The organism is Mesorhizobium sp. M7D.F.Ca.US.004.01.2.1, assembly GCF_003997785.1.
Lineage (GTDB): Bacteria > Pseudomonadota > Alphaproteobacteria > Rhizobiales > Rhizobiaceae > Mesorhizobium > Mesorhizobium loti.
Window position 1 is genome coordinate 1 of the sequence record NZ_RZRQ01000601.1, and the last position, 1,967, is coordinate 1,967.

Consider the following 1,967-nt stretch of genomic DNA (forward strand, 5'->3'; position numbering starts at 1 on the left):
TTCATCGACAGTGCATCCAGCGTGCCGTCGGTCTTCATGGCGAACAGCCAGGTGTTGACCCATTGGCGCAGATTGTCGTTGCCCTTGGCGACGCCGATGCCGAAGTAGAAGGTCTTGAGCACGTATTTCTGCTCGAAGGCATCGCCGTTCTGCGCCTTCTTCAGATAGATCTCGCCATAGTCGCCGCCGCCCATGGCGTCGATCTGGCCCGACACCATGGCTTGCAGCAGCGACGAATAATCATCGAAGCGCAGGATTTCGATGCCCGGATTGGCTTCGGCAGCTTTGGTCAACAATCCGTCCTCGCCGGTGCCGCGTGTCAGCCCGACCTTCTTGCCGACGAGGTCGGCAACGCCCTTGATAGCGGTGCTCTTCGGAGCGATCACCACAGCCGACTGTCCGGCATAAGGGATCGAATAGTCGATCTGGATGGCGCGCGCCGGCGTGATCGAGAAGATCGAGATCACGGCATCCACCTGCTTGGTCAGCAGCGCCGGAATGCGGCCGGGCGAGGTGACGGTGACGAATTCGACCGGCACGCCGAGCGCTTCGCCCATCTTGTTGGCAACTTCGATGTCGAAGCCAGTCGGCTTCAGGTTGGCGTCAAGAAAGCCGTATGGCGGCGTGGTGGTGTCGATGGCGACGACCAGCTTGCCGCGCGAGATGATCTCGTCGACCGTCTGCGCTGAAGCAATCGACGGCTTGAGCGCCGACAGCGCCAGCACAATGCCGGCCAGCAAGGCACCGGCCCCTCTCAGGAAAGTCCGCATGTTTTCCTCCCATGCATTTTTGGGCGCCTTTTGTCGGCATCGCTCGTGCGGGGCGCAGACCACACGACGACGTAAAAAGGGGTCGAAATTTCGCTCGCTGACGTCCCTTGCAAACCGGGGATAGAGCGTTCCTCCACGACTTATAATGGTATGCTATTATAATATGTAAAGCCTGTCCATGAGCGCACTACCCAGTTCCGTCAACCATGATTGGTACCGGTACCATAATTTTCCGTTTTATGGATGCCGTCAAGTCGCAACGGGGATTGGATCGGAGCTTGGCGCTGTCGATGTGATCGAGGAAGGATTCGATGTGGTGTGACGGGTGCGGCGACGGACAGCAGGCTCATGCGTCTCAGTCTGGGGCGGTTCAGCGGCGCATTGTTGCCTCAACGGTGGCCGGCAGCACCATGCGGTCCCCGCCGGAGCCTATCCGGCATCGAACCGCATGCCCGCCGCCGTTACCGATTGGTCGCGCGTGCCGCGCGGCGAACGCTTTGCAACAGGATGGCGAGGCAGCCCGCCAACAGCAGGCCGCCGCCAAGCAGTGGCGGGAGCGCCAGTAGCTTTACCGCCGCCGTCACTCCAGCAATGACGACCAGAGCCAGTAAGGCCAGGTTGCCGTCGTCGACAAACATGCCAATGAGTTCGTTCAGAACCAGACGGATGACGTTCATCTGGCGAGTCCTCCAGTGAGGGTGGGGTAGGTGCTGCGCAGCCAGCGCACCATGGCCAACGAGGCCAGCGCGACGGTGGCGAAAATGGCAAGCAAAGCGAGATCGGCGCCCGGCCAGTCGGCGCCGATGCCTTCGCCGGTCCAGAAGATGCCGAAGCTGGTCAGCATCAGCCCGACCACGAATTTGAGCGCATTCTCCGGTACGCGCGCCAGCGGCCGGTGGACAGCCAGGCCGATAAGCATCACCAGGACGAAAGCCGCCAGCGCGCCCAGGCTGGCGTAAAGCGTCTGCCCGTGAGCCGCGCCGACGGCAATGATGATGAACACCACCTCGACGCCCTCGAGCAGCACCGCCTTGAACGACGCCAGCCCGGCGAGGTAGTCGGCTCGGCGGTCGTTGGCCTGCTGGTGCAAGGCTGCGGTTTCCTTGGAAAAGGCTGCCCCCTCGTCATGCAGGGCGATGACGCCGACGCTGCGCAAGATGGCTTTTCGCAGCCAGCGCATGCCGAACAGGATCAGCA

At 61.9% G+C, this 1,967-nt stretch carries 3 protein-coding genes; all 3 read right to left on the bottom strand.

Translation table 11 applies throughout. The features are described 5' to 3' along the window. Positions 1 to 770, bottom strand: a 770-nt coding sequence (locus EN993_RS35280) for a transporter substrate-binding domain-containing protein (RefSeq protein ID WP_127266188.1), incomplete at its 3' end; no start/stop codon positions are given. 461 nt (positions 771 to 1,231) lie between these two features. Next, a complete protein-coding gene (locus EN993_RS35285; RefSeq protein WP_109667049.1) occupies positions 1,232 to 1,447 on the bottom strand; it encodes a hypothetical protein in 216 nt (71 codons plus the stop codon). Beyond that, positions 1,444 to 1,967 (bottom strand): hypothetical protein (locus EN993_RS35290; RefSeq protein WP_127266189.1); only part of this gene is annotated, 524 nt, incomplete at its 5' end. The genes EN993_RS35285 and EN993_RS35290, both read right to left, overlap by 4 nt.